Genomic DNA, 26,654 nt, shown 5'->3' on the forward strand with positions numbered 1-26,654 from the left:
GGCGACCGGCGTACGTTCAGGTAGGGCCGGGGAGAATAGGGGGGTGAAGCTCCTCGTCGCGGCCCTCGAGGCCGAACTCGTCGCGTTCCCCGCCGACCTCCCCGGCTTCGACCGGCTCGTGACCGGTCCCGGGAAGCTGCAGGCCACGTACGCGCTGACGCGCGCGCTCGACGCCGGCGCGTATGACGAGGTCGTCGTCGTCGGCACGGCCGGCGCCATCGACGCGACCCTCGAGGCGGCCGTCTACGACATCGAGGCGGCGATCCAGCACGACGTCACCGACATCGACGGCAAGGTCGGCCAGCACGTGTCGCTTCCCCCGCGCGTGGAGCTCGGTCGCGACGGCGTCATCATCGCCACCGGCGACCACTTCGTCGACGACGCCGAGGCCGTGTCGGTCATCCGCCCGCTCGGAGCGCGCCTCGTCGACATGGAGACCTACGCGTACGGGTGGGTCGCCGAGCAGTTCGGCGTGCCGATCCGCGTGCTCAAGGCCGTGTCGGACCGCGCACAGGACGACGCGATCACGGACTGGCGCGCCACCGTGACGGCCTGCAGCCACCAGCTGCGCGACACGATCCGCACCGAGTACGGCGTCTGACCGTCAGTCAGTCCTTGCGCGAGAACAGCCCGCGGAGGATGAGGAAGACGATCGCGGCGACGACGGCGACGATGACGAGTTTGCCGATGAACCACAGCAGCGAGAACAGCACGTCGACGAGCACCCAGGCGATGACGATCGCGGCGATGACTCCCAGAACGGTCCACACAGTGCTCTTGTTCACCCTGACAGCCTAGATAGTCTGAGAGGCCGCGGGGATCGTCCTGGCTTCCGCGCGACCTCTTCTCGGCAGCAAGGAAACCATGAGCGACCCCACCCCTCCCCCCTCCGACGACGCGACCCCGGCCGACGCGCAGCCCACCCCGGCGTCCGACGCGCAGCCCACCGAGGCGTACGGGGCGCAGCCCACTGAGGTGTACGGGGCGCCCGCCGACGCCCAGCCCACCCAGGCGTACCCGCCCGCCGACGCGCAGCCCACCCAGGCGTACCCGCCCGCCGACGCGCAGCCGACCGCGGTGTACCCGCCCGCGTACGGCCAGCCGACCGCCGGTCAGCCCGCCCCAGGTCAGCCGTACGGACACCCGTCCGACCCGGCCGTCTATGGCGGGGCGGCCTACGGCCAGCCGGCGTACGGGCAGCCGGCGTACGCCGCCCCGGCGCCCGCGGATCTCGCCGCCCGCCCGCGCACGCTCGGCTGGGTCTCGCTCGGTCTCGCGATCGGAGGCCTCGTGCTCGTCGGCGCGGCCTACCTCCCGCTGGCATGGGTCTCGCTCGTCCTCGCGATGATCGGCGGTCTGCTGCTGCTGGCGGCGCTCGTCTTCGGCATCGTCACCCTCGCGAGCAAGAAGCAGGGCGCCAAGGGCCTCGGCATCGGCGCGATCGCGGTCTCGGTGCTGGGCGGGCTCGCCTGGATCGGCGCCATCACGCTCGCCTTCGTCTGGATCGGACTCGCCGCGGTGGGGTCGGACTCGGCCGGCGGCCTCGACCCCGCGCCGACCGTCTCGGAGTCGGCACCCGTCGAGGACGGCAGCGACGAGGGGACGGAGGGCGAGGCGACCGGGACCTACGACGAGGCCGCATACCTCGCCGCCGTGCGCCCCGAGATCCTCGCGATCATGCAGGAGATCGAGCCGAGCATCACCGAGGAGGTCACGGCGCAGTTCTACACCGACGAGATGCTGATCTCGATCGGTCAGAGCACGCTGGTCATGGGCGACGCCGGCGTCGAGGCAGCGATCGACGGCATCGTGGAGGGCTCCGACGGCATGTTCGGCGAAGAGCAGGCCACCCGGTTCATCACCACGATCTACGACGCAGCGCAGCAGCACCTCGTCGAGTAGTCGACGAACGGGGAGGGCGGGCCGGTGTGTACCGGCCCGCCCTTCCGCGTCATCGCCTCACGACGCCCACTGCGTCCTCGGCCAGGTGATGGCGGCCAGATTCGCCTGACCCGACAGTGACGGGTGGAAGTAGTCGCGCGTCGAGATGTCAGCCCGGGTGAACGCGTAGTTCGCGACGGCCCCGCCGTCGTACCGGCACCACGCGTACGCCGCACATGCCTCCGCGAGCGCCTGGTTGTACTCATTGACCCGCTGCTGCACTGCGGCACGACGCTCGACGTCGACTGCTTTCGTGCTCGTCGGATTCGCCAGCATCGACTTGCAGATGCCGAGCAGAGCCCACGTGAGTCGCGCGCTGGCGCTGGACTTGTTGACCTCATACATCCGCAGCAGGTTCGGGACGCTCGCGATGAAGACCTGCGGCGCGGCAGCGCTCGTCGACAGCGTGACGAGTGCGTTCTGCACGTTGGTCTTGAACGTGGCGGTCGGCGTCATGGCCCCGACGGTCTTGGTGCACGCGTCGTTCGCCCCGATCTCGATCGTGACGTACTGCGCGCCCTGCGTCACCGCCTTGGCGGCTTGCGCGTTCAGGGCTCCGGAGGCGGCCCCGGCGACCGCGTCGTTGTAGCCGACGGCGTTGTCGGGCGCGGCGGTCGCCCGAAGGCGGAGCAGATGCGAGTTGACCGAGGTCGTAGATCCGGTGGCCCAGCTGTTCGCCGGACAGTTGACCAGACTGCTGCAGGTCATCGACGCCTGGGTGATCGAGTCGCCCAGCGCGGCCATGACGCGCACGTTGTCCGGTGGAAGCGGAGCCGCGTGGGCGGCGGACGCCGTGAACAGGCTGCCGGTGGCGATGATCGCCGAGGCGGCGAGGGTGGCGAGGGCGCGGCGCCCCCAGGATGAGGTGCGCATGTGGAGGTACTCCGTACGACGGTGTGGATGGAGCGTGCGCGGCGCGCAGCCGCGGCCGGACAGGGCCGGCGGTTCGGGCGTGATCGGTCCCCAGGAACGATCCTGCGCGAACGCTACACCCGCGTATCCAGACGGGGCAATGGGTGTCGCGTCACGCGCGCAGTGCGGCCTCTTGGCGGATGACGCTCGGCCCCTGAGGCGTGGCCTCGACGGCCAGCTGCGCGGGAAGCTGCTCCTTCATCGCCGCGACGTGACTGATGAGCCCGACCGTGCGGCCGCCCTGCCGCAGCTCGTCGAGCGTGCGCATCGCCAACTCGAGCGTGTCGTCGTCGAGCGAGCCGAACCCCTCGTCGATGAACAGAGTGTCCAGTCGCACTCCGCCGGCTCGTGCGGTGACGACCTCGGCGAGGCCGAGCGCCAGCGCAAGCGACGCGAGGAACGTCTCTCCACCCGACAGCGACTGCGCCGGACGGGCGAGGCCGGTGTGCGCATCCATGATCGAGAGTCCGAGCCCGGACGACGCGCCGCGCGCCGCGAGAGCGTCGCTGTGCTGCAGGCGATAGCGCCCGGAAGACATGTCGTCGAGCCGCAGGTTGGCGGCCTCGACGATCTCCTCCAGCTCAGCGGCCAGGACGAAAGACTCGAGGGTCATGCGATGCGTGTTCGGTGCTCGGCCGGCGACGGTGTTCGCAAGCCGGGCGATCACGGCGTGGTCGGCGGCGAGACCGCTGATCGCGTCATGCGCGGTCGTCGCGCGCCGGACGAGGTCGGCGAGCCGCTCGGCGACCTGTGACGCGTGCGCCGCCCGGTCGACGGCGGCGCTCCACCGGTCACGGGCCGCCTCGAGCGTGAGGGCGGTCGCCGCGACGTCGATCAGCTCTTCGGGCGCCCCGGCAAGCTCGAGCTCGAGGTCGCGCAGACGATCGCGCTCCGCGCGGAGGGCGGCGTCGTGCTCTCGGATGCGCTCGTCGAGGGAGCTCCTCGCCTCGCTCGCGCGCAGGGCTGCCGCCGCGTCCAGGACGTCGGAGAAGGCGGATGCGGCGATCCGGGCGTCGCGGTCGTCGGCAGAGCGCCGGACGGACGCCTGCGCGGCGTCGGCCTCCGTCAGTGCGTCGTGCAGCGCGATCGCGAGGGAACGTCTCGCTGTGGCGTCGGCGATGCGGTCGGCGACGCCGGCGAAGGCGCCGCGCGCGTCGTCGACCGCACCGCGCGCGGAGGCCGCGTCGGCCGTGAGCGCGGCCAGGCGCTCCCGCAGCGCACTGAGCTCCGCCGCCAGCGACTCGCGCTCTGCCCGCGCCTCGGCCTCGGCGGCCGCGAGCTGCGTGCGCTCCCTCGTCAGGCGATCGCGACGTGCGGCCGCCTCGGACGCCGCGATGACGGACGTCTCGGCCACGGCGAGCTCGGTCGTCAAGGTGTCGGCATCGGCACCGCCCGCCCGCGCGGCGGCCTCCGCGCAGCGCTCGCGTGCATCCTTCGCGCGCGCGACCACCACCTGCTCCGCCTCGGCGGCGACATCGCGCGCATGCTCGGCAGCGGTGATCTCGTCATCGGAGACGGGGCAATCGGAGGGCGGGGCGGGAGCCGGATGCTCTGTCGCGCCGCAGACGGCGCACGGCTCGCCGTCGACGAGCTCCGCGGCGAGCTCGCCGGCGCTGCCCTCGAGCCGGCGCCGCAGCAGCGAGGTGACGGCCGCACGCGCAGCGTCGAGCTCGGCGCTCGCCTGCAGATACGCCGCTTCCGCCGCGCGTGCGGCGGCGTCGAGGCGTGCGGCCTCCCGCGCGGCGGCGAGGCGGGCCGCGAGGGCGTCGCGGTGCGCGATCGCCGCGTCGAGAGCGCCTGCGGCTCCTTGCGCAGCGCTCAGGTCGGCGTCGAGCTCGGCGAGTCGTGCGGGGAATGCGCCTCGCAGCTCGTCGATCCGGCCGAGGTTCCGGGTGTGCTCCGTCGCGCGCGCCTCGCCCTCGGCGAGCTCGGCGGTCAGTCGGGCGAGATCGCGCTCGCGGGCCTCGGCGGCTGACCACACGGCGAGATCACCGGTCTGCTGCTCTATGAAGGCCGCGAGGGCTTCGACCGAGAGCTCCGCGTCATCGGGGCCTGCGGCCTCAGCCCAGGCCGCACGGGCACGCTCCACCTCGGCGACGGCGGCCGTCGCCGCCTCGGCCGCACCGGCAGCGGCCTCGATCGGCGCCCGGAGCGCTTCGGCCTCGAGTGCGCGCCGCAGCGTCTCACGGTCAGCAGCGATAGCGGGTTCGGCCGCCTCGCGGGCCTCGAGCGCCGACCGGGATCGCGCGCGCTGCTCCTGCTTGCCGCGCAGCGTCTTCGCCGCGGAGTGGGCGCTCTCGGCTGCACGATGCGCAGCGTCGGCGTCGGCGCGCTCGCGCACGAGCGTCTCGCCGCGGTACACGGCGCGCTGCACCCCCACGCCCGCCGCCGCGAGGCGCTCGGCCGGGGCGCCCGCCTCGACGGGCGACCCGCCCTCGAGCTCCTCGGCCGCGAGAAGTCGCTCGGCCTCCGCCAGCAGCATCTCGACGCCGTCACCGGCCGCAGCGAGCGCCCGTTCGGCGTCTTTCCTCCGCTCCTCGAGCGCGAGCTGATACGCCTCGTAGGTGCGCGTGCCGAACAGCCGGCGCAGCAGCCGCTGCCTTTCGTCGTTCTTGGCGAGGAGGAACTCGGCGAATCGGTTCTGCGCCAGCAGGATCACCTGGAGGAACTGCTGCTGGCTGAGTCCGAGGACCTCATCGAGCGCATGCGCGACGTCGACGGGGCGCGCGGCACGGCCGACCCACTCCCCCTCGACCTGCTCGTCGAGCTGAGCCCGGTGGGGCTCTGTCGTCATGCCGGTGCCGCGCTGCTTCGGGCGCTCGTACTCCGGCGAGCGCGTCACGCGCCAGCGGCGTCCGCCCGCGCTGAACTCGACGGTCACGCCGGTGGGGTCTTCGGGGGCGCAATGGTCGCTGCGCAGCCGCTTGTCGGCTCCGTCGTAGCGCGGTACCCCGCCATAGAGCGCGAAGGTCACCGCGTCGAGCACGCTCGACTTGCCCGCGCCCGTGCGGCCGGCGATGAGGAAGATGCCGTCGTCGGCGAACGCGTCGAAGTCGACCACCTGCCGCTCGCGGAACGGCCCGAAGCCCGTGACCTCGAGTCGGTGCAGCCTCACGCTCTCGCCTCCGCGAGCGTGCGCTCGTCGATGACGTCGCGGATGACCTCGGCCTCGCGCTCGGAGGCCCCCTCGCCCTCGCGCACGTGAACGAGGAAGGCATCGACGAGCTCGGCGTCGCTGCGGGCCTGGCGCACGCGGCGCGAGTAGGTGAGGCCGTCGTCGCCGCGCAGACCCTCGGGCGTGTGCATGACGGTGGCGCAGTGCGGGAACCGCGCCTGCAGCCGACGCATGGGATCGAGCTGCGGGGTGGCGTCGGTGTACTGCGCGCACACCCACGCGTCGCTGGCATCGGCGAAGCGCTCGTCGCCGAGCAGTTCGTCGAGCGAGCCTCGGATCGTGATGAGCCGGCGCGGCACCGGCAGGTCGAGCCACTCCACCGCGGCGAGACCGTCGGCATCGAGGTCGATCAGCCAGGAGCCGCGGGGCTTGTCGCCCTCGCCGAAGCTGTAGTGCAGCGGGGCGCCGGCGTAGCGCACGCGGTCGGACAGACGCTGGCGGCCGTGGATATGGCCGAGCGCGACGTAGTCAGGCCCGTCGAACGCGGCCAGCGGAACGACGTCGAGGCTTCCCTGCCGGATCTCGCGCTCGACGCCGGGCGTGGCGTCGACGCCGGCCGCGAAGCAGTGGGCGATCGCGACGGAGCGTCCGCCGCGACGCTCGGCGTCGGCGCGGACGAGCCCCATCGCGTGCTCGATCGCGAGACGTTGCGAGCGGATCTCGGCGTCGGGCCAGAGGTGGCGCACGAGCGCGGGCTCGAGGAACGGGATGCCGTAGAAGTGCACCGGCCCGTGCTCGTCGTCGACGGTGACGGGCGTGCCCGTCGCCATCGGGTCGGTCATGACGTGGATGCCCTGCCGCAGCAGCGAGGATTGGAACCCGAGGCGTGCCGACGAGTCGTGGTTGCCGCTCGTCACCACCACCGTCGCGCCGGCGTCGGAGAGTGCGGCCAGCGCGTCGGTGAGTACGCCGTAGCAGGCGGCGGCCGGCGCAGCGGAGTCGAACACATCGCCCGCGACGACCACGACGTCGACCTCGTGCTCGCGCACCTGAGCCACGAGCGCATCGAGCACACCGCCGAGCGCATCGAGTGTGGCGTGGCCGTGGAACGACCGCCCGATGTGCCAGTCCGAGGTGTGCAGGATCCGCATGCTCACACCGTACGTTCGCGCGCCGACATCGCGGTCGAGGCAGGCCGGGTGATGCCGACGGGAGGGCGCGTCGGCAGGGCGTAGCCTGCTCCCATGCCCTTGCCCGAGGTGTGCGTCGTCTTCGTGATGCGCACCGGCGCGGACGGCCTCGAGGTGCTCCTGGGCGAGCGGCTGACGGGCACCGCGCGGGGGCGGATCGTCGGGGTGGGCGGCGCTCTGCAGGGGGAAGAGACAGCGCGCGACGCCGCGGTGCGCGGCCTTCTCGAAGAGGTCGGCGTCGGGGTCGCGGCATCCGATCTCCGTGAAGCAGGCGTCGTGGAGTGGCACTTCCCGACACGGCGGACGCTGTCGGAGCAGGCGACGGTGTTCGTCTGCCGGCGCTTCACCGGCGTCCCGGCGGCGACCGCGACGTTCGCGCCCCGGTGGTTCGCGCTCGCCGGGATCCCCTACGGGCGCATGCGCGCCGACACCGTGCGGTGGCTGCCGGGCGTGCTGCGGGGCGGCGGTGTCGACGCGCGGTTCACGTTCGGGGCCGACCTTTCGACGGTCGTGATGGAAGCGAGCTGAGCGGATGCCGCGACCCGGCGGCGCGTGCCGCCCGCCCGCGCGCCCGCAGACGTATCGTGGAATATGGCGCCCTCGACGGAACCCGCTCCGCGATCCACGGTCGTCGCCCTGGTCGGCGGCGACAGCGAGCCGCTGCTGAGCGGACTCGCAGACGTTCCGGCCGTCCGCGCGCTGTCGCTGCGCGACGCCGATCCCGCCGACGCCGCCCGTGCGGTCGTGTCGGCGGTCTCTCCCTATGTCGTGCACGATGCCGACCCCCTCGAGCACGTCGCCGCGGCCTGGGTCGAGCTGTACGAGGAGCGCGCCACGCTCGGCACGCTCGAGATCGAAGTGCAGACCTGCCTCGGCCTCTTCGCCCACGGCGATGCGGTCATGCCCGACTACTACGTGGTCGTCGAGCCCGAGTCGATCGAGGGGACGTGGCGGCACTGGTGGCTCGGCGCGCTCGCGCATCGCGCGCCCGCGCGCGTGCTGCCGGTCGAGGCCTCGCCGGCCGCGCTGCGCGCCCGCCTGCGCGCGCTTCCCGCGTCGCGGCCGTGGCCGGATCCGGAGTGGCTGCGGCGGGTGCAGTTCGACATCCCCGACCGGGTGGGGCTGCGCGACGAGTCCGGGGCCGAATGATCCGGTCGAATACGCTTCTGGGGTGAGTCCGGCCCGAGAGTTCTCCTTCGCCGGCGCGACCCTCGTGGTGGAGCGCCGCGGTGCCGGCGAGCCGGTCTACCTGCTCATCCACGGCATCGGCATGGGCCGGAGCGTCTTCGCCGACCTCATCGCCCACCTCGACGATCGCGCCGAGGTCATCGCGATCGACCTGCCCGGATACGGCGAGGCGCCCGAGCCCCGCCGTGTCCTCACGATGGAGCGCACGGCGGATCTGATCGCGGCCTATCTGCGCGGTCATGCCGACCGACCCGTGATCGTGATCGGCCACTCGATGGGCGCGCAGATCGCCCTGGAGCTCGGGGCGCGGCATCCGTCCGCCGTCGCCGCCCTCGTGCTCGTGGGGCCGACGGTGGATCCGGACGCACGGTCGGGACCCCGGCAGCTGTCGCGGCTGCTGCGCGACATCGCTGGCGAGAGCCCCCGAGTGATCGCCCGCGGTGCCCGCGAGTACGTGCGCGCCGGCCCCAAGCTGATCACGAAGTTCCGGGCGATGCTCGTCCACCGCCCGGAGGACGTGCTGCCCGCCGTCCCGGCTCCGACGCTCGTGCTGCGCGGCGAGGACGACCTGGTCGCGCCCCGCGCGTGGTGCGAGCGCATCGTCGCGTCGATGCCCGATGCGCGCCTCGCGGAGGTGCCCGACCGCGGTCACGAGACGATGATCCGGGATGCCGCGCCCGCCGTCGCGCTCATCCGGACGTTCGCCGGCGACCGCTGACGGACTGCCGCGATCGAGCGGATTCCTGCCACTCCGGCGAGACCCGGCAATGTCGGACCCCCGGCGTACGTTCGAGTCATCGGAACCAACGGAGGAAACAATGCTCTCGCTCGTCACCGCCGCCGAACAGCAGTACCGCCACGAGACCGAGTGGCGCGATCGTGAACTCGCCCTGCTGCGCGCCATCCGCGCACGCCGCGAGGCGCAGGCCGCCGCGCTCACCGCGCCGGAGGTCGCGCCCGCACCGGCCGCCCCCGCCCGCCCCCGCGGCGTGTGGGCCCGACCGATCGGGGTTCATGCCGCTGCCGCCGACGCCTGCCCCACCGCCTGCGCGATCGCGTGACGCCACTGCGGCCACGCCCTCGCGTCGAGGGCGTGGCCGCAGGGCTGGGCGATGCCCGCCCTCGCGTGGAGGTCGGGCATCGCTCGTTCTACGCCTGCTCGGGCGACGCGGCGTCACCCGTGGCGATCTGGTTCGCCAGTTCGTCCACGTCCGCCGCCGGAAGGTCCACACCGGCCTGATCGAGTCGCTGCTGCAGCACCTCGGCGATGCGTCCCACCGGTTCCGTGCCGACGTCGGCTCGCGTCTGCGCGGCGATGCCCGCCACCTTGTCGATCGCGCTGGCATCGTTCTGCGACATCGCGGGCAGCCGCTGCTCCTGCTCCGTCCCGAGACCGCCCTCCTGGCGCTGGGCCTCTCCGACGGTGAGCGTGTCGCGCCCTTCGTCCTGACCGTGATGGTCCTGCCCGTCTGCGGATCCCACCACGCCGATGCCGACGGCCTCGTGGCTCGGCTCCGCGGCCGCGGCCGCCGGCTGGGCGTCCTGTGCGGGTCCGTCCGCCGCCGTCGGCGCACCATCCGCGCCGTCCTGGGCCGCCTCGAGGTGGCCGCCGCTCGTCCGCTCGGGCGTGACGCCGCCGTCTCGCTTCGGCTCCTCCGAATCGGGGGTTCCGGTCGCGCCGGTCGCGTCACCCCGGTCGGGGTAGTTGACGCCGGGCTGCTCGAACTCGTTGCCTGTGGTGCTCATCACGGCTCCTCCTCGCCTCGTTCTTCGGGAACCCCGAGATCGGGGTCGGCTCCCTGCCGCGCGGCCTCGCCCTCGATGGGGTCGTCGGGCTGCAGCGCGGTGTCGGTCAGCAGCGTCTCGGAGTCGGCCTCCTCAGCGCTGCGCTCCTGTGCTTCGGTGTCGCCGACCTCGTCCCACCCGCCCGGCGGGTCTGCGTCGATCACTCCATCGGGAAGATCACGGTCCATGAGGCGCTCCTCTCGTCACCCTCCACCCTGCGGGGAGCCCGGTGCGGGCATCAGGGGGTTGACAAGCCGAGTCAGCGACTCCCGGCGGCGCCGACCGCATCCGGGCCCGACGCGGCGCGGCCGGCCGCCCGATCGCGGGCGACGGCATCGCCCAGCATCTGACCGCCGGTGCGGGTGAGGGCGCGACGCCACGGCAGCGTGCCCTCGATCTCGATCTGGATCGACATCGACAGCAGTGTGCGGATCAGCACGATCAGTCCGAGGATCGCGGCGTCTTCGAGCGATGGCTTGGACGTGATGGTGCGGATGAGGTCGGCGGCGACCAGCACCTCGAGCCCGAGCAGGATCGCGGCGCCGAGCGTCGTGCGCAGGACGGTGAACGCCGCACCTCCGCCCTCGTGGCGCGCCAGCGACCGGGCGCCGAGCACGACGGCGATGACGAAGCCGACGATCATTGCGGCGGCGCCGACGGCCTCGAACCCCACGGCGACGGCGGCGAACACCTCTTCCATGCGCACGCGGCCAGCATAGGGCCGGCGGCGCAGCGAGTGGCTAGGCGGAGCGGCGTCCGGCGAGGATGCCGCTGCGACCGGGGTGGGCCGCGAACCAGTCGGCCACGTACCAGCAGACCGGGATGACGGCCCGCGAGCCCGAGCGCTCGAGCTCGGCGACCGCCCGGTCGACGAGCTCGCCGGCGTAGCCGTGCCCGCGGAACGTGGGCACGGTGTATGCGCGCGTCATCGCGACGGTGCGGCCGTCGTCGCGATAGTCGAGCACGCTCACCAGGTCGTCGCCGCGGTGCAAGGTGTAGCGCGAGGCATCCGGTTCGTGGGTGAAGCGAAGCTCAGTCACCCCGTCAGGGTATGCCCGCCCGCGCACGCCGGGACGCGGGCGGGCGGGATGTCGCGGCGTTCGCTCGGCGACCTCCCGGGTCGCGCCCAGGTGCCGGTGCAGAGAATCGGAGATTGTGCGCGACACGCCGGCTGCGGCATCCGTCACCCGGCGTGTCGACGAAGATCTCCGATCCTCTGCGACAGGCCTCAGGCGGGGAGCACTCCGGTCGTCGCCAGCTCGGCGTACCAGCGTCCGCTGTCCTTGACCGTGCGCTCGAGCGTGTCGAAGTCGACGCGCACGATCCCGAAGCGCTTGGCGTAGCCGTAGCCCCACTCGAAGTTGTCGAGGAGCGACCACACGAAGTAGCCCCGCAGGTCCACCCCCTGCTCCATCGCGCGGTGAGCCGCTGTGAAGTGGCGACGCAGGTAGTCGAGCCGCTCCGGGTCGGGCACCGTCCCGTCGTCGGCGACGACATCGGCGAAGGCCGCGCCGTTCTCGGTCACCATCAGCGGCTGGTCGGGGAACTCCGCCTTCAGCGCCAGCAAGAGCTCCTCGAGGCCCTCGGGAGCGATGTTCCAGCCCATCTCGGTGTACGGGCCGGGCTGTGCGACGAACTCGACGAGCTGATCGCTTCCCGGCCACGCGGTGCCGCCGGCGGCGCCCTTGTGCCCGTCGTTCATCTGCTTGGGCGAGACGCCGTCCCACAGCTGAACGGTGGCCGTCGAGTAGTAGTTGACGCCCAGCACGTCGATCGGCTGATGGATCGCGGCGAGGTCGCCGTCGCGCACGAACGACCAGTCGGTGACGGATGCCGTGTCCGCGACGACGTCCGACGGATACTCGCCCTTCAGCAGGGGGTGCGTGAAGACGCGGTTGGCGAGGCCGTCGATGCGGCGCATGGCCTCACCGGCCCCGTCGCCCACGCCGCGCAGCACATGGAAGTTGAGGGTGATCGAGTAGTCGGGGTCGCCCGCCGACGTCGCGCGCAGCGCCTGGACGGCGCGGCCGTGGCCGAGGTTGAGGTGGTGCACCGCGGCGAGCGCAGCGGCGGGCTCGTGCCGACCGGGCGCATGCCCGCCCTGACCGTAGCCCAGGTAGGCGGAGCACCACGGCTCGTTCAGCGTCGTCCAGGTGTGCACGCGGTCGCCGAGCGCGGCGCCCATGACCTCGGCGTAGCGCTCGAAGGCGTCCGCCGTCGCGCGCACCGGCCAGCCGCCGGCATCCTCCAGCGCCTGCGGCAGATCCCAGTGGTAGAGCGTCGCCACCGGGCGGATGCCGCGCTCGAGCAGACCGTCGACCAGCCGGGAGTAGAAGTCGATGCCGGCCCGGTTCACCTCGCCGGTGCCCGTCGGCATGATCCGCGGCCACGCGATCGAGAACCGGTAGGCGCCGAGTCCGAGCTCCTTCATCAGGTCGAGGTCGGCCTCGACACGGTGGTAGTGGTCGCAGGCGACGTCGCCGGTGTCGCCGTTCCAGACCCTTCCGGGCGTCTTGCTGAAGGTGTCCCAGATCGAGGGCCCGCGGCCGTCCTCGTCGAAGGCGCCCTCGACCTGGTACGACGCCGTCGCCGAGCCGAAGGTGAAGCCGGGCGGGAACACGAGGCCCGCGTCGCGGTAGTCGGGGCTGCCCTGGGTGATCGTCGCAGAAGTCACGGGTGTCATCGTGTCACCTCCGACAGGTCGGCCGTGAACGTCTCGCTCCGGCCGTCGGGGGTCGTGACCGTCACGTCGCGGGCTCCCGAGCCGCCGGGGAACACGCGCAGCGTGAGCCCGTCGAGGTAGTCGTAGTCGGGTCGGTCGCTGCGCGCGCCCCACGGGATGACCGCTCCTGGCCGCACATACAGCGGCAGGCTGTCGAAGCCATGCGTCTCACGACGCCATCCGCCGCCTGTCACCGTCTCGCCGGTGAGCAGGCTCGTCCACTCGCCGGCGGGCAGGTAGAACTCGACCTCGCCCGCCTCCGAGAAGACGGGAGCCACCAGGATGTCGCCGCCGAGCATGTACTGACGGTCGAGGTGCCGCACGGCGGGGTCGTCGGGGAACTCCAGCAGCATCGGCCGCAGCAGCGGCAGGCCCGTGGCCGCGGCATCCACTCCCGCCTGGAACAGGTACGGCATGAGGTGCATCTTCAGGTGCGTGAAGCGCCGGGTGACCTCGACGGCCTCCTCGTCGAACGCCCACGGCACGCGATACGAGCCCGAACCGTGGAAGCGGCTGTGGCTGCCGAGCAGGCCGAACGCGGTCCAGCGCTTGTAGACCGCGGCATCCGGGGTCCCCTCGAACCCGCCGATGTCGTGACTCCAGTGCGCGAACCCGCTGTACGCGAGCGACAGGCCCCCGCGCAGCGTCTCGGCCATCGACACGAACGTCGATGTCGAGTCGCCGCCCCAGTGCACGGGCATCGTCTGACCGCCCGCGGTCGCCGAGCGGGCGAAGAGCACGGCGTCGCCCTCGCCCCGCTTCTCGACCAGCACCGCGTGGACGGCCTCGTTGTAGAGCTGCGTGTACAGGTTGTGCATGCGCTGCGGGTCGGAGCCGTCGGCCCACTCGACGTCCACGGGGATCCGCTCGCCGAAGTCGGTCTTGAAGCAGTCCACGCCCTGGTCGACCAGACGTCGCAGGTGCGACTGGTACCAGGCCGTCGCGTCGGGGTTCGTGAAGTCGACGAGGCCCATGCCGGCCTGCCACAGGTCCCACTGCCAGACCGAGCCGTCCGCGCGCTTCACGAGGAAGCCCCGCTCGGCGGCCTCGGCGAACAGCGGCGAGCGCTGGCCGATGTAGGGGTTGAGCCACACGCAGACGCGGAGGTCCTTGGCGTGCAGGCGGGCGAGCATGCCGTCGGGGTCGGGGAAGGTGCGCGGATCCCACTCGAAGTCGCACCAGTTGAACTCGCGCATCCAGAAGCAGTCGAAGTGGAACACCGACACCGGCAGCTCGCGCGCCGCCATCTCGTCTATGAACGAGGTCACGGTCGCCTCGTCGTAGTCGGTGGTGAACGATGTCGACAGCCACAGCCCGTACGACCAGGCCGGCACGACCGGCGGACGCCCGGTCAGCGCGGTGTAGCGGGTCAGCACGTCCTTCGGCGTCGGGCCGTCGACCACGAAGTACTCGAGCACCTCGCCGGGCGTCGAGAACTGCACGCGCTCGACGGCCTCCGAGCCGATCTCGAACGAGACGTGGCCCGGGTCATTGACGAGCACGCCATAGCCGCGATCCGACAGGTAGAACGGCACGCTCTTGTAGGCCTGCTCGCTCGAGGTGCCGCCGTCGGCGTTCCAGATCTCGACGGTCTGGCCGTTCTTCACCACGGGTCCGAACCGCTCGCCCAGCCCGTAGATGAGCTCGCCCACCCCGAGGTCGAGCTGCTCGTGAACGAACACGCGCTCGATCGGCGCCGGTGCGCCGGTGCGCGCGCTGTCGACGATGCCGCGGTCGACCTGGGCGCCCGGCGCCAGCTTCACGTAGCCCTGCGCCTTGTGCCCGCTCGAGGTCAGCACGCGGTCGCCGTGCGCGAACGACAGCGACCACGGCGCGCCCGCGGCCACGCGCGCGGTGAGGCCCCCGGTCGTGAGGACCCCGCCGTCGTCGGTCGCGACGGTCTCGCCCGCACCTCCCTCGACGGCGCCGGGCAGCGTGAATCCGCCGTGCCACCGGCCGCCCTCGTGGTGGGCGATGCGCACGCGCACCACGCCCTCGAGCGGGGACGAGAGGGTGACCGTGAGCACCGGGCGATTGAGGGTGTCGCCGCGTTTGCCGATCACGGACGTCGGCGCGGTGACCACGAGACCGGGGCCGTCCGGGGTGCGATCGGTCTGCCAGACGTCGTACGCCTCCTGGGCGTACAGCGCCTCGACCCCGGGCCGGAGCTGCCAGAACCCGTCGGTGAACTTCATTACTTGACTGCTCCTGCCGTGATGCCCCGGGTGAGGGTGCGCTGGAAGATGAGGAAGAAGATGATCGTCGGGACGATGCTGATGAGCGCCGCTCCCGCCGTGGTGGTGACGTCCATGAGCCGGTCACCGGTGAGCACGCTGATCGCCACCGGCACCGTCTGATTGGCGTTGGAGGGCAGGAAGGTCAACGGGATCAGGAACTCGTTCCACGTCCAGATGAAGAAGAAGATGAGCAGCACCGACAGCGTCGGCCGGCTGATCGGGAACACGACCCGCCACAGGATCTGCCACCGCGTCGCCCCGTCGATCGAGGCGGCCTCGAGGATCTCCTTGGGGAAGGTGCCATACACGGACGCCAGCAGATACGTGCCGAACGCCGCCTGGACGACGGTGAAGACGATGATGACCGACCACACGCTGTCGTAGAGCCCGACCGACTTGAACATGTAGTAGAGCGGGTAGAGGAGCGCCTCCTGCGGGAGCAGGTTCGCGAGCAGGAACAGCAGCACGATCCACGTGCGGCCGCGAACGCGCCCGATGCCGATCGCGAAGGCGTTGAGCACCGAGATCAGCACGGCGAGCACGGCCACGACGCCGGAGATGAAGATGGAGTTCCACACCTTCTGGGGGAAGTTCACCCGCTCCCAGAACGCCTGGATGCCCGAGAAGTCGATCGCCTGAGGAAGGGCGAACGGACCCGACGTCGCGTAGTCGACCGGCGACTTGAAGGCGTTGACGAGGATCAGGTAGAAGGGCACCAGCACGATGAGTGCGCCGACGATCACGGCGGCGAGCAGCAGCCAGTCGAGCGCGCGCTTCTTGGTCATGCCGCCGCGCGGGCGCACGCGGGTCTTGCCCGAGGTGATGATTGCGGTCGTCGCGGCCATCAGAGTCCGGCCCTTTCCTTGCGCTCCAGCGAGTTCTGCACGCGGATGAAGATGATCGAGACGACGACGACGAGGATCGTGAGCACCGTCGCGATGGTCGCGCCGTAGCCGATGTTCCGCTTCGTGAAGAACTCCGTGTAGGCGTAGTAGGCGGGGACGAGCGTTGCTCCGGCGGGCCCGCCCTGGGTGATGACGTACACCGGCCCGAACACCTTCAGGGCGGCGATCGTGCAGGTGAGGGTGACGACGAAGACCTCGGGCCGGATGATGCTGAGGGTGATCGCACCGAAGCGCTGGAACCAGTTCGCACCGTCGAGCTCGGCCGCCTCGTAGAGCTCGGGGTCGACGCGCTGGAGCGCGGCCATGAACACGACGATCGGATAGCCGATCTGCACCCACACGAGCACGAGCATGAGGACGAGCAGCGCCGACGGCATCTGCCCGAGCCAGTCCACGGCGGGGACGCCGACCACGCTCAAGATCTGGTTCATCGCGCCCGTGTCGCCCGGACGGAAGAGCCAGCCGATGACGATGCCGGCGACGGCGATGGGAAGGATCTGCGGGAGGTAGTAGCTCGCGCGGAGGAAGCTGCCGACCTTGCCCCCGAACTTCCGGCCGACGACGTCGAACAGGAGGGCGGCGACGATGAGGCCGACGACCGTCGGGACGACGACCATCGCGATGACCATCCAGATCGAGTTCGCGAACGAGGTCCAGAACTTCTCGTCGGTGAAGATCTTCAGCCAGTTGTCGAGGCCGACGAACTCCGGCTCGCGCACTCCGCGCCACTTCGTGAACGTCAGATAGACGTTGAAGAGGAGCGGGATGACGATGATGACGAGCAGCAGGACGAAGCCGGGCAGGAGATAGATCCAGTACCCCGCAGTCCCCCCTCGGCGCTGCGGGATCGCCGGTTCTTCGGCGGGCGTCTTCGTGCGGGTGCTCCGCTCGGCGCGCGTGATGACGGTCATGATGACTCCTCTGGGGCGGTGGGCGGCGCTGCCGCCGCCCACCGCCGTCGGGTCAGCGGAAGTCCGCTGTCCCTGCTTCGTACTCGGCGCCGAGGTTGGCGTTGGTCGCCTCGGCGTCCTGCGTGCCGGTCACGAGGCCCTGGAGCTGCTGGACGATCACGTCGTAGAAGCCGGCCGCGGGCCAGTCCGGGTAGAACGACAGGCCGTCATCGTCGAGCACGCCGTTGAAGGCCGCGATGAGCTCCTGGCTCTTCGGGTCGGTGATGTCGGCCGGGTCGGCGGCGACGGGCACACCACCGTTGTTGCCGATGATCGCCTGGATCTCGGGACGCATCGTGATGTCGATGAACTCGTAGGCGAGCTCCTTGTTGGCGGCGTTCTCCGGGACGACCCAGAGGTTGCCCGACGAGCCGAGCGACAGCTGCGTGTCGGGGAACGCCTGCAGCGTCCAGTCGAAGCCGGCCTCCTCGACGAAGCGGCCGTACCACCACGAGCCCGACACGAAGATGGGCGCGGTGCCGTTGATGAACGAGACACCCGCGTCCTCGGCCTTGACCGACGAGACGTCGGAGGCGATGTAGCCCTTGTCGACGTACTCGGCGAGCGTCTCGGTCGCGTAGGTGAGCTCGGGGCCCTGCCAGTCGATCGGGTTCTCGTACAGCTGGTAGTCGTTGACGAACTGGCGGTCGCCCTGCGTCAGCGCGAGCTGGTACCAGAGCTGACCGAGCGGGTACTCCGCACCCGCCTCGGCGAGCGGCGTGACGCCCTGCGCGACGAACGCGTCGAGCACGTCCACGAACTCGTCGTAGGTGGTCGGGATCTCGAGGCCGGCCTCGGCGAAGGCATCCGTGTTGTAGTAGACGCCGACGAACTCGCCGTAGTTGGGGATGCCGTACCAGGTGTCACCGCCCATGACGCCGTCCTCGGAGTACTTCGCGGTCGTCTGCAGCGACGGCGCGAGCTTGTCGGCCCAGCCGTACTCGTCGACGGCGTCCGAGATGTCGGCGATGAGCCCCGTCGACGCGAGGAACCCCGCGGTCGCGTTGCCCTTGTTGAACTCCATCAGGTCGGGCGCAGCATCCGAGTCGAGCACCTGACTCGCCGTCTTCTGGATCTGCTCGAACGACTTCTGCTCGAACTCGACGGTCGCCCCTGTCTCCTCCTCGAAGACCTCGATCGCCTCGTTCCAGGCCTTGGTCATCGCGCTGTCTTCACCCTCGTAATGCCACAGCTTGAGGGTGTCGCCGCCGGAGGAGTCGGACGAGCCGCCCGCGCAGCCGGCAAGCGCGAGCGCGCCGACGGTGAGGGCGCCGACGGCGGCGAGGCCGCGCCGGGCGTTGTTGCGTGTGAATCGTGCCATCAGTGGCACTCCTTTCATGGTGACCTGCGTCGGTCGAGGTGGAGGATTCAGTTGTGTCGAAGCGCTTCGATGGCGGGCAGCGAAGCGAGGATCGGATGCCGCGGCCTCAGTCCGCCGCGGCTCCCGACGGCCGGGAACCCGGCGGCGCGGCGATCGTGCCCCGGGATTCGTAGGTGGGCGGGATCAGGCGCAGCCCGGGCTCCGGGCGGCTCGGCCCGAGCATCTCGAGCGCAAGCTCGACGGCGAGGTCGCATGACTCCTCCGGGACGAGTGGGATGGAGTCGAGCGGCACGGCCAGCGTGCTCAGGTCGAAGGACGCGCCGACCGAGATGACCGAGACGTCTTCGGGGACACGCATCCCGCGGGTGTCGAGCTCGGCGAGCACCGCGGCGTGCGCCTCGTCGGCGCAGTGCAGGATGAGCGCGGTCGCGCCCCCGTCGAGCAGCTGTGCGGCCGTCCGCCGGGCGGCAGCGCGGTCGGCATGCTTCTTGCCGGTGGTGCCGTACGCAACCTCGAGTCCCTGCTCGGCCGCACGCGCGAGCACGCTCGCCCGCACGCGCGGCGGGAAGTTCGACTTCACGTACGCCGTTTCGGTCTGGCCGACGAGCCCGATCGAGCTGTGCCCCGCAGCGGCGAGCAGGTCGACGGCGCGGGCGGCCGCCGCCTCGAAGTCGAGGTCGACGCAGACGAGGCCCTCGTTGTCGTCGGGGATGCCGATGAAGACGGTCGGGGTCGCGATCTGCCGGGCGAGCGCGACGCGAGCGTCGTCGGGGGCGACGTCGAGGACGAGGATGGCGTCGACCAGGCCGTTGGCGGCGACCCGGCTCATGCCGGCCTGGGCCTGCTCGTCGGTGAGGAGCAGGATGTCGTAGTCGTTGCGCCGCGCGGCGACCGCCGTGGCGAGCACGAACGACATGTGCGTGGGCGCGTGCGTGTCTTTGCGCAGCGGTTCGGTGAGGGCGAAGATCTGCGTGCGCGAACCGGCGAGCATCCGGGCGCCGGCGTTCGGGCTGTAGCCGAGCTCGCGCACCGCCTCCTCGATGCGACGACGGGTGTCGGGAGCCACGGGGCGCTTGCCGCTCAGCGCATACGAGACGGTGCTGATCGACACCCCGGCGGCTTCGGCCACCTCGTTGATGTTCGCCACGTTCGACCTCGTCGTCTGTCGGAAGTTAGTGCTCGAAGCGCTTCGCGGAAACGCTTCGACAGGCATGTTACGCACAGCTCGATCGTGCGCGCAACACATTTGTGGAATTTGGCAACATATCCCCGGACGCACGGCATGCAGAAGTCCGCCGGCGCCTGGCTGCCACCGCTGCCTCGGTCGACTGAGCAATGTGTCACATTTCGTCATCCTCGGGATGCCGCGCCAGGGCGATTTGACGCATTGCGACGCACTCCGTCATAATCGGCCACATGACTGACAACGCACGCTCACTGTCCGCCTGGGAGGCGAACGGAGCTGCCGGCATGATGATGGCCGGCCGCGTTGCCATGTGTTGTCGAATGTGCCACTAGCACGGTGACCCCCGCCGGACCCGCACGCCGCTTCTGAACCACGGCCCAGCGAGTCCCCCGAAGCACCGGGATTCGTGCGTAGATCACGCGCACCCGTATGCCTCGAACATCGCCCGACGACGGGCCGCCCGCATCGGGCACCGCCCTCCCTGGGCATCGCCCTCTCCGGGCATCAGCACATCCGAACCTGTTCGCGCCGCATCGGCCCGGGTTCCCTCCCGCAAGGACCATCATCATGTCGACCACCGCTCTTCTCGACCGCCCCGCCGCCGCCCCCGTCCGCCACCTGCGCGCGGTCACGCGTCCCGTTCCGACCATCGACACGTCGGTTCCGACCATCGACACGACGGCGCCCGCCGCCGCTCCGGCCGCTCCCGCCCCGGCTGCCGCGCAGCCGGCACGCCACCTGCCTCCGGGCACCGCTCCCCGCGGGTTCGCGCTCTACGTCGGAATCGACGAGGCGAAGGCCGCGGCATCGGGTGTCAGCCTCGGCGTCCTCGTCGAAGCGCTGCGCCGCACGCTCGGCGAGCTCGCGCCCGGGGCCGAGACGTACGCCACCGTGGCCCTCGCCCCAGTGGGCTCCGGCGGCCGCGACGTCGACGTGGTGCGCCTGGCGCTGCATGAGCCGTCGGCCATCGCCCGCACCAAGAGCGAGGAGCCCGAGGACGAGGACCGCGCCGCCGGAGGCGTCGTCGTCGACATCTCGCGCAAGCGCGTGCTCATCGACGGTGAGTCGGCCGCCTTCACGTTCAAGGAGTTCGAGCTGCTGCAGTACCTCGTGCTGCGCGAGGGCCGCACGATCGAGCGCACCGAGCTGGTCGCCTCGCTGTGGCAGGGCGCCACCGAGGATGAGGCTCCCGGTGAGCGCACGATCGATGTACACGTGCGCCGCCTGCGCGCGAAGCTCGGCCGGTACGAAGACATCGTGCGCACGGTCCGAGGCGTCGGCTACCGCTTCGACCGCCACGCCGACGTCGTCATCCGCTACGGCCACGGCACGCCGTCGCCCGACCGCTTCTGACCCGCGCTCCTCGTCGGCACCGCCTCCCCACCGCTCCCCTGTCACGACACGCCGTCACACCCGGCACTTCGTGACAGGTGAGCCCCAGCACGTCCAGAGCCCCCAGGCTGCTCCTCTGTCACGACACGCCGTCACACCCGGCACTTCGTGACAGGTGGGCCCCAGCACGTCCAGAGCCCCCAGACCGCTCCCCTGTCACGACACGCCGTCACACCCGGCACTTCGTGACAGGTGAGCCCCAGCACGTCCAGAGCCCCCAGGCTGCTCCTCTGTCACGACACGCCGTCACACCCGGCACTTCGTGACAGGTGAGCAGAACGGAGGGAGGGGATGTCGGAACCCGAGGCGTATCGTCGAGGCATGACCTTCGTCGCGCCGACCCGCCGCTCGGGTGCGGTCGTGCGCGACCCGCGGCCCGACCCGGGCCGGCCCCTCGAGACCGAGTACCGGCCGCGGCATCCCCTCGATCTCGCCCGCACCCTGCTGTTCCTGCGGCGCGGCGCGAACGACCCCACGATGACCGTGTCGGGCTCCGTGATCTGGCGGGCGAGCCGCACTCCCGAGGGGATCGCGACCCTCGCGATCCGCGAGACGAGTCCGGGCGTCGTCCGTGGCGCGGCCTGGGGCCCCGGCCGCGACTGGGCGCTCGCGCAGCTGCCCGAGCTCTGCGGCGCCGCCGATGATCCATCGTCGTTCGACGGGTCGCGGCATCCGCTCATCGCCGAATCCCACCGCCGCAACCCCGGCCTGCGACTGGCGCGCACCGGGCTCGTCTTCGACGCCCTCGCGTGCGCGATCTTCGAGCAGAAGGTCACCGGCATGCAGGCCTTCGCCGCATGGCGGCGCGTCGTGACCTGGCACGGCGAGCGCGCCCCGGGGCCGACCCCGCGACCGATGTTCGCGCCCCCGTCGATCGACGGCTGGCGCGACGTGCCGTCCTGGGCCTGGCACCGCGCCGGCCTCGAGCCGCCGCAGTCGAAGACCGTCGTGCGCGCCGCCCGCCGCGGCGACCCACTGGTGCGCGCCGTGCTCGCCGCCGAAGACGGCGAGGCCGTCGACCGCGTGCTGGTCAGCCAGCCCGGCATCGGGCCCTGGACCTCGGCCGAGACCCGCATCCGGGCGCTCGGCGACCCCGACGCCGTGAGCGTCGGCGACTTCCACCTGGCCCACGAGGTCGGCTACGCGCTGACCGGCGAGCGCGTCGACGACGATGGGATGCTGCGACTCCTCGCCCCGTGGGCCGGCCAGCGCCAGCGCGTGGTCCGGCTGCTGTACGCGAGCGGCGTCCGCGAGCCGAGGCGCGCTCCGCGCCTGCACCCCGAAGACCACCGCGCCCGCTGAGCGGCGCAGCAGGGGCAGCCTCGCTCGCTACGCGAAGGCCGGCATGACGCGGTCATGGACGAGCCGGAGCTGGCTGTCGACGTCCGGGACCCCCTCGACCTCACGACCCATGAGCGCCCTCACCAGCGCGGCATCGGTGATCGCGAGGATCATGTGGTTGATCCCGGCGGGCTCGATCTCGCGCTTGATCTTGTCGGCGCACTCCTCAGGCGTTCCGGCGATCGACAGGCGCTCGGCGACTTCGGGTGGGGTGAGGTCGATCGCACCGCCCAGATCGCCTGCGCCGAGCGCGGCGATGGCCGGCGCGAGCTCCTCCGGCTCGACACCGTTTCGCCGCAGCTGCTCGGGCGGCATCGCCGAGGCGTACAGCCCGACCATCGACCGGGCGGCCTCCTTCGCGGCGGCCGAGTCCTCACTGACCGAGAACACGACCCACGCCCCGAGGTCGAGATCCTCGACGTTCTTGCCCGCACGCTCGGCTCCGATACGGCAGTGCTCCACCATGTAGTCGTACGCCTCGCGCGTATAGCTGAGGGCGTGGTGGCAGCCGTCGGAGAACTCCGCGCTGGCCTCGAACGACTTCGGGCCGCGCATGGCGCCGATCTTGACCGGCATCCGCTCCTGCACGGGGCGCGCGAACGTGAACAGTCCCGCGTACTTGAAGAACTCGCCGTCCATCGTGATCGCGCCGTCGTCGAGGAGGGTGCGGATCACCTTGACGCCCTCCAGCACACGCGAGAGCGGCTTCGTGCCGGACCAGTCGATCTTGTACTGCGCGAGCAGGCCGAAGTTGCCGCTGCCGATCACGACCTCGGCGCGCCCGTCCGTCAGCTCGTCGAGTGTCGCGGCAGCCTGAGCGATGAGCGTCGGCTCACGCAGCACCACCCCGGACACACTCGGACCGAGCCGCACGTTCTTGGTCTTGTCGGCGGCCGCCGCGAACAGGAGCCACAGGTCCTTGTGCCAGGTCTCGTCGGCGGCGTACACCGCGTAGTAGCCCAGCTCGTCCGCGAGCTGGATCGAGCGCAGCGACTGGTCGAGCGGATAGTCCGGAAGCATGACATAGCTGAACTTCATCGTTCTCTCCTTCGGGTGAGTGGATGCCGGATGTTCAGTCCGGCGAGAGGCTCGGGCCGCTGGCGGGTGGGAGCGCGGAGTCTAGGCCGGCGTCCCCGGCGTCGATCTCGGCGAGCAGGTCGGACCCGGTCACGACGGTCGACGCGAAGTGCCGGTGCATCCATGCCAGGTGGTCGCCGCGCGCGTTCATGATGCGCAGGGAATCCCAGTTGGGGAACTGCTGCTGCAGCACCCAGCGCTCCATGAGGCGTGGGTCGACCTCGAAGACGTGCTCGTGCGTCGTGATCGCGACATCCGTCACCCGCTGCGGCTCGGGCGGCTGCATCTGCTCGTCGTAGCGGAACGGCATCGCTCAGCCCTCCCCCGCGTAGGCCCGATCGAGCAGGTACTTGCCGGGGTTCATGATGTTGTTCGGATCGAGCGTGCGCTTGATGTCGAGCATGACGTCGAACCCGCGGCCGAGCTCCTCCGGCACGAGGTCCACCTCACCCTCGCGGCACGAGCCGTGGCAGGCGCTGATCGAGCCGCCGTGGTCGAGGGCGACGCGCGCGATGGCGCGCTTGGCGTCGACCCACAGCGCCCACGCGCGGTCGTCGAGCTGCTGCTCCCAGATGCCGACGTCGATCTCGGTGAGATAGTCCACGCCGGTGCTGCCCTGCGTGTAGGCGAACATGCCCCAGTCGTCGAAGACGTCGGTGCGCCGGCGCAGGTCGGCGATGATCTCGTGCCAGGCCCGCGTGACCGACTTCAGTTCGGAGAAGTTCACGGCAGCGTCCTCGCAGTGCCAGCTCATGGGCACTACCTGACCATCCTTCGTGCGGCCGTGGAGCGGAGTCGCATAGCGATCGTGGCGCGCCGCCCAGTCCCCCTCGGAGATCTCGTCGCCGAGGTAGCGCGCGCCGTGCTCCTTCGCGATGCGGAAGAGCCGCTTGCCGCCCGCGCGCACCTCGTCGTCCCAGCCGTACATGACGGCGCACACCAGCGCCCGCACGTCGGCGGGCTGCGGGATGTAGGCCTCGTCGTCGCGGCGCAGGTACGCCACTTTGTGCTCGTCGAACAGCACGGCGCCCGCGAACGTCGCCACCCCGGCACGGGCCAGGGCGCCCGTGCAGGCATACGCGTCGTCGTAGTTGTCGAACGCCCAGAACGGCGAGAGCTCTGCTTCGGGCTTGGGGAAGAGCTTGAGCGTCGCGCGCGTCGCGATGCCGAGCGTGCCCTGGTGCCCCATGAAAAGGTGCTTGAGCTGGTAGCCGCTGGACGACTTCGACACCTTGCGCCCGATGCCGTCGCCCACGTGCATGATGTCGCCGGTCGGCAGCACGAAGTCGAAGCTCAGGACGAGGTCGCGCGTGTGACCGTAGCGCGAGCCGATGAGCGACCAGCCGCTCGTGCCGATCCGTCCGCCCACGAGCGAACACGGGTACGACGCCGGGTCGTCGGGGTAGAAGAGCCCGTACGGCGCGAGGTACTCGTTGAGCTTGAGCATGTTGATACCCGTGCCGACCGTGACGGTGCGGTTGACGAGGTCGAGCTCGTGCACCTGGTTCATGCGCTTGACATCGACCAGGATGCCGCCGCGCAGCGGCACGGCACCGTCGGTGAGTCCGGTTCCGCCGTCGCGCGGGACCACCGGGATGCGCAGGTCGTTCGCGATCCGGACGATCGCAGCGACCTGCTCGGTCGAGGTGGGCAGGACCACCAGGTCGGGAACGCGTTCGGACCACCGATGCACCGGGAAAGGCGCCGGCACGCGCGCCCGGTTGTAGCGGTCGCCGCGTCCCGTGAGGATCTGCTCCTCGGCGAGCACCGTGCGCAGCGCTCTGACGGCGGTGTCGACATCCTCGGTCAGCATGGTCATCAGTGCGCTCCCCCGCAGCCGCAGGCCCCACCCGAGCCGCAGCCTCCGCCCGAACCACACCCTCCGCCCGAGCCGCAGCTCCGTGCACTGCGCCCCCGGCCGGGTGCACCGGTGCGCGCCTGGGCGAGTCTCCGGTCCCCGGTCGATCCGCGCGAGCCGCCGACCTCGATGCCGAGCGCGGTCGCCAGCAGCTCGTGGATGTCGAGCACGTCGATGTCGACGTCGTTCCCGGCCTCGGTGAGTGGCCGCTCCGACCAGGGACAGGCGCTCACGAGCGTGTCGACGTCGAGCTTCTGGACGTGGCTGAGCCTGCGGGCGCTGATCGCCGCCGTGAGCTCGGGCTTCTCGACGGCCAGGCCCCCGCCGGCGCCCGAGCAGTACGACCACTGCGTGACACGGTCGACATCCTCGAACCGCAGGCCAGGGATCGACCGCAGGATCTCGCGCGGCTCCTGCCAGATGCCCTTGCGCTTGTTGAGCCGGCAGGGGTCGTGGTACGTGATCGCACGGTCGACGGTGACCGAGGGCACGAGTCGGCCGTCGCGGATCATCTCGGCGAAGAGCTCCACGACCAGCACGACTTCGAGATCGAAGTCGGCGCCGAAGTACTTCGGGTAGTCCTCGGTGAACGAGATGTAGTCGTGGGGATCGAGCACCAGGATGCGCTTCGTGCCGGTGGCGCGCCAGGAAGCCATGTTGTGCTCCGCGAACGCGCGCGCCTGATCGACGTAGCCCATCTCGGCCGCCGGCCCGCCGCAGCACCACTGCTCGCCCATGAGGCCGAACTCGTAGCCCGCCTTCTGCAGGATCTGCGCGACCGCGCGCGGCACGGAGGTGCGGTAGAACGCGGCCTCGCAGTCCACGAAGAGGATCGTCTCGCCGCCGATGGGGATGTCGAGACCCGCCGCCCAGTCCCGCACGGTGTCCTGGCCGACGGGCGCCTCGCCGAGCACGGGCTCGTGGCTGCGCGCGGCGGTGAGCTCGTTCCACGCCTTGTACCCGGGCTGGTGGATGCCGGAGTCGACGGCGAGCGCCCTCGCGGCCTTCACGACATCGACGGTGCGGGTGCGGAAGCGGTAGAAGTCGCCGGTGAAGAGGGTGTTGGGGCACCGCAGCTCGCACGCGCCGCACTGCGTGCAGTTCACATAGTCGGCTGCGACGTCCTCGATGGTCAGCTCCCCGCGCTCCATCGCCACGACGTTCGCGTGGAATGCGGTAGGCGTCCACGACTCGTTGCGCGTCTCGGTCATGACCGGACAGACCTCGCGGCAGAACTTGTGGCCCGACGAGTAGCAGTTGTACGAGGCGTTGCGCCATTCCTCGACGAACTCCCGCGTCTTGATGTCGGCGACCGGGATCAGCACATGGGGCACGATCTCGTCGTGGCGGGTCAGCTCGGCGAGTTCGGGCGGATTTCCCTGCATCCCGGGCGTGAAGGGCTGGACGAGCACGTCGTCGGACGGCGATCCGTCCGGAGCGAGGTCGGGCACGGGAACCCCCTGGGCGTGGATCCGACCCGGCGTGTCCAGCGTCGGACTGCGTTGAGTCACATCCTGGCCGCCCGGCCCGCCAA

The 26,654-nt window shown here is 71.1% G+C and carries 26 protein-coding genes; 8 read left to right on the forward strand and 18 right to left on the reverse strand.

Going from position 1 to position 26,654, the window contains the following annotated elements; all coding sequences use genetic code 11:
• The first annotated feature begins 43 nt into the window (after window positions 1-43).
• On the forward strand, window positions 44-601 hold the full coding sequence (locus tag MK786_RS10095; RefSeq protein WP_241112106.1) for a nucleoside phosphorylase: 558 nt from the start codon (window positions 44-46) through the stop codon (window positions 599-601).
• 7 nt (window positions 602-608) lie between these two features.
• Here the strand turns inward: MK786_RS10095 and MK786_RS10100 are convergent, their stop codons facing one another.
• The gene (locus tag MK786_RS10100) at window positions 609-785 is read right to left on the reverse strand and encodes a hypothetical protein (RefSeq protein ID WP_241112107.1); all 177 of its coding nucleotides are present in this window, start codon (window positions 783-785) and stop codon (window positions 609-611) included.
• A 79-nt stretch (window positions 786-864) separates the two neighbouring features.
• Between MK786_RS10100 and MK786_RS10105 the strand changes: the two genes are divergently transcribed.
• Window positions 865-1,902 carry a hypothetical protein gene (locus MK786_RS10105; RefSeq protein ID WP_241112108.1) on the forward strand — a complete coding sequence of 346 codons (1,038 nt, stop codon included), beginning with the start codon at window positions 865-867 and terminating at the stop codon, window positions 1,900-1,902.
• Between the two features lie 57 nt (window positions 1,903-1,959).
• Here the strand turns inward: MK786_RS10105 and MK786_RS10110 are convergent, their stop codons facing one another.
• From MK786_RS10110 to MK786_RS10120, 3 genes are all read right to left on the reverse strand, one after another.
• Window positions 1,960-2,814, reverse strand: a complete 855-nt coding sequence (locus MK786_RS10110) for an SGNH/GDSL hydrolase family protein (protein ID WP_241112109.1) — start codon at window positions 2,812-2,814, stop codon at window positions 1,960-1,962.
• Window positions 2,815-2,965: 151 nt separating this feature from the next.
• Window positions 2,966-5,968, reverse strand: a complete 3,003-nt coding sequence (locus MK786_RS10115; RefSeq protein ID WP_241112110.1) for an AAA family ATPase — start codon at window positions 5,966-5,968, stop codon at window positions 2,966-2,968.
• A complete protein-coding gene (locus MK786_RS10120) occupies window positions 5,965-7,119 on the reverse strand; it encodes an exonuclease SbcCD subunit D (RefSeq protein WP_241112111.1) in 1,155 nt (384 codons plus the stop codon). The genes MK786_RS10115 and MK786_RS10120 overlap by 4 nt, the downstream gene beginning before the upstream one ends.
• 93 nt (window positions 7,120-7,212) lie before the next feature.
• Here MK786_RS10120 and MK786_RS10125 point away from each other — a divergent pair, with 93 nt between their 5' ends.
• The 4 genes from MK786_RS10125 (at window position 7,213) to MK786_RS10140 (ending at window position 9,407) form a co-directional block, all read left to right on the forward strand.
• Window positions 7,213-7,686 carry an 8-oxo-dGTP diphosphatase gene (locus MK786_RS10125; protein WP_241112112.1) on the forward strand — a complete coding sequence of 158 codons (474 nt, stop codon included), beginning with the start codon at window positions 7,213-7,215 and terminating at the stop codon, window positions 7,684-7,686.
• Between the two features lie 63 nt (window positions 7,687-7,749).
• Complete coding sequence (locus MK786_RS10130; protein WP_241112113.1) at window positions 7,750-8,307, forward strand: hypothetical protein; 558 nt, start codon at window positions 7,750-7,752, stop codon at window positions 8,305-8,307.
• 22 nt (window positions 8,308-8,329) lie between these two features.
• Window positions 8,330-9,064, forward strand: a complete 735-nt coding sequence (locus MK786_RS10135) for an alpha/beta fold hydrolase (RefSeq protein WP_241112114.1) — start codon at window positions 8,330-8,332, stop codon at window positions 9,062-9,064.
• A gap of 100 nt (window positions 9,065-9,164) precedes the next feature.
• Entirely contained in the window at window positions 9,165-9,407 is a 243-nt protein-coding gene (locus tag MK786_RS10140) for a hypothetical protein (RefSeq protein WP_241112115.1), read from the forward strand.
• A gap of 88 nt (window positions 9,408-9,495) precedes the next feature.
• On the opposite strand, the gene MK786_RS10145 is transcribed toward MK786_RS10140, so the two are convergent.
• The 10 genes from MK786_RS10145 to MK786_RS10190 form a co-directional block, all read right to left on the reverse strand.
• Window positions 9,496-10,092 carry a hypothetical protein gene (locus MK786_RS10145; protein WP_241112116.1) on the reverse strand — a complete coding sequence of 199 codons (597 nt, stop codon included), beginning with the start codon at window positions 10,090-10,092 and terminating at the stop codon, window positions 9,496-9,498.
• Window positions 10,092-10,319 (reverse strand): hypothetical protein, encoded by a 228-nt coding sequence (locus tag MK786_RS10150; protein ID WP_241112117.1) that lies wholly within the window; start codon window positions 10,317-10,319, stop codon window positions 10,092-10,094. The genes MK786_RS10145 and MK786_RS10150 overlap by 1 nt, the downstream gene beginning before the upstream one ends.
• A gap of 71 nt (window positions 10,320-10,390) precedes the next feature.
• Window positions 10,391-10,831, reverse strand: a complete 441-nt coding sequence (locus tag MK786_RS10155; RefSeq protein ID WP_241112221.1) for a DUF1622 domain-containing protein — start codon at window positions 10,829-10,831, stop codon at window positions 10,391-10,393.
• A gap of 40 nt (window positions 10,832-10,871) precedes the next feature.
• Window positions 10,872-11,171: a GNAT family N-acetyltransferase gene (locus MK786_RS10160; protein ID WP_241112118.1), complete on the reverse strand. Its 300-nt coding sequence runs from the start codon at window positions 11,169-11,171 to the stop codon at window positions 10,872-10,874.
• Window positions 11,172-11,359: 188 nt separating this feature from the next.
• Window positions 11,360-12,814 (reverse strand): GH1 family beta-glucosidase, encoded by a 1,455-nt coding sequence (locus tag MK786_RS10165; RefSeq protein ID WP_241112119.1) that lies wholly within the window; start codon window positions 12,812-12,814, stop codon window positions 11,360-11,362.
• On the reverse strand, window positions 12,811-15,048 hold the full coding sequence (gene yicI / locus MK786_RS10170; protein WP_241112120.1) for an alpha-xylosidase: 2,238 nt from the start codon (window positions 15,046-15,048) through the stop codon (window positions 12,811-12,813). Before yicI ends, MK786_RS10165 begins: the two co-directional genes overlap by 4 nt.
• The gene (locus MK786_RS10175; RefSeq protein WP_241112121.1) at window positions 15,048-15,935 is read right to left on the reverse strand and encodes a carbohydrate ABC transporter permease; all 888 of its coding nucleotides are present in this window, start codon (window positions 15,933-15,935) and stop codon (window positions 15,048-15,050) included. The genes yicI and MK786_RS10175 overlap by 1 nt, the downstream gene beginning before the upstream one ends.
• Window positions 15,935-16,906, reverse strand: a complete 972-nt coding sequence (locus tag MK786_RS10180) for a carbohydrate ABC transporter permease (RefSeq protein ID WP_241112122.1) — start codon at window positions 16,904-16,906, stop codon at window positions 15,935-15,937. Before MK786_RS10180 ends, MK786_RS10175 begins: the two co-directional genes overlap by 1 nt.
• A 52-nt stretch (window positions 16,907-16,958) precedes the next feature.
• The gene (locus MK786_RS10185; RefSeq protein WP_241112123.1) at window positions 16,959-18,266 is read right to left on the reverse strand and encodes an ABC transporter substrate-binding protein; all 1,308 of its coding nucleotides are present in this window, start codon (window positions 18,264-18,266) and stop codon (window positions 16,959-16,961) included.
• A gap of 106 nt (window positions 18,267-18,372) precedes the next feature.
• The gene (locus tag MK786_RS10190; protein ID WP_241112124.1) at window positions 18,373-19,413 is read right to left on the reverse strand and encodes a LacI family DNA-binding transcriptional regulator; all 1,041 of its coding nucleotides are present in this window, start codon (window positions 19,411-19,413) and stop codon (window positions 18,373-18,375) included.
• A 606-nt stretch (window positions 19,414-20,019) separates the two neighbouring features.
• Between MK786_RS10190 and MK786_RS10195 the strand changes: the two genes are divergently transcribed.
• Together MK786_RS10195 and MK786_RS10200 are read left to right on the forward strand one after the other, a co-directional pair.
• Window positions 20,020-20,805, forward strand: coding sequence for a winged helix-turn-helix domain-containing protein (locus MK786_RS10195; RefSeq protein WP_241112125.1), 786 nt, complete (start codon window positions 20,020-20,022; stop codon window positions 20,803-20,805).
• Window positions 20,806-21,165: 360 nt separating this feature from the next.
• On the forward strand, window positions 21,166-22,146 hold the full coding sequence (locus MK786_RS10200; RefSeq protein WP_241112126.1) for a DNA-3-methyladenine glycosylase 2 family protein: 981 nt from the start codon (window positions 21,166-21,168) through the stop codon (window positions 22,144-22,146).
• A gap of 27 nt (window positions 22,147-22,173) precedes the next feature.
• Here the strand turns inward: MK786_RS10200 and MK786_RS10205 are convergent, their stop codons facing one another.
• The 4 genes from MK786_RS10205 to MK786_RS10220 are packed head-to-tail and all read right to left on the reverse strand — an operon-like array spanning window position 22,174 to window position 26,571.
• Entirely contained in the window at window positions 22,174-23,223 is a 1,050-nt protein-coding gene (locus MK786_RS10205) for an LLM class flavin-dependent oxidoreductase (RefSeq protein WP_241112127.1), read from the reverse strand.
• A gap of 34 nt (window positions 23,224-23,257) precedes the next feature.
• Entirely contained in the window at window positions 23,258-23,572 is a 315-nt protein-coding gene (locus tag MK786_RS10210; RefSeq protein ID WP_241112128.1) for a hypothetical protein, read from the reverse strand.
• A gap of 3 nt (window positions 23,573-23,575) precedes the next feature.
• Window positions 23,576-25,081: an FAD-binding oxidoreductase gene (locus tag MK786_RS10215; protein ID WP_241112129.1), complete on the reverse strand. Its 1,506-nt coding sequence runs from the start codon at window positions 25,079-25,081 to the stop codon at window positions 23,576-23,578.
• Window positions 25,081-26,571, reverse strand: coding sequence for a (Fe-S)-binding protein (locus tag MK786_RS10220; protein WP_241112130.1), 1,491 nt, complete (start codon window positions 26,569-26,571; stop codon window positions 25,081-25,083). The genes MK786_RS10215 and MK786_RS10220 overlap by 1 nt, the downstream gene beginning before the upstream one ends.
• Window positions 26,572-26,654 lie beyond the last annotated feature (83 nt).

Source organism: Microbacterium sp. CFH 31415 (assembly GCF_022538185.1).
In the GTDB taxonomy this organism is placed as follows: domain Bacteria; phylum Actinomycetota; class Actinomycetes; order Actinomycetales; family Microbacteriaceae; genus Microbacterium.